The organism is Luteibacter sp. KNZ12-1A (assembly GCF_056755675.1).
On record NZ_JBPGXU010000208.1, the window covers coordinates 1 to 494 of the forward strand.

2 protein-coding genes are annotated in these 494 nt (G+C 61.1%); one reads left to right on the top strand and one right to left on the bottom strand.

Annotation, left to right across the window (positions count from 1 at the left end; all coding sequences use genetic code 11):
• The coding region (locus tag ACR9ZJ_RS19375) for an N-acetyltransferase family protein (RefSeq protein ID WP_481288689.1) at positions 1-314 on the bottom strand (314 nt) is incomplete at its 3' end.
• On the opposite strand from ACR9ZJ_RS19375, the gene ACR9ZJ_RS19380 reads away from it, so the two are divergent.
• Positions 271-494: hypothetical protein (locus tag ACR9ZJ_RS19380; RefSeq protein ID WP_481288690.1), on the top strand; the 224-nt coding region annotated here is incomplete at its 3' end. The genes ACR9ZJ_RS19375 and ACR9ZJ_RS19380 overlap by 44 nt on opposite strands.

The window sequence follows — 494 nt, forward strand, 5'->3', positions numbered from 1 at the left end:
GCCCGCAGGAGCGCCTGACCGATGCCGCGGCGGGCAAACTGCGGGTGGACGTGCAGGTGGTGGATGAAGTGGGTAGGTTCCCAAACGGAAATGAAACCCACGGGCCGGCCGCCGTCGAGCGCGACCAGCTGCCATTCACCAGCGGTCTGGTTGTCGAAGTCGCTTAGTGCCAACGACGAGGACAGTTCCCAGCTGAATGTCACCGACCGAGACCGCAGAAAGAGCTCACGGAGGGCTGGCAAGTCTCCGGGGACGGCGGGGCGAATAATCATGACTTGGTCTGCTCTGCGTTTCGAATTGACGGCATCACCCATCCGCTCGATGGGGGCGATGACAGATATGGCCAAGCGTACGCGACTGAAGAAATGCTTTCATCTACGCCGTGTTCTCGGCTCCCCACGTGCACAGCGGGGCGGCCCTGATACTTGGCGCCTCAAGGCTGCCGGGTTTGCTTCTACCTCGCTGCTGCAAAATCAGTATTCGCAAGGGCAATC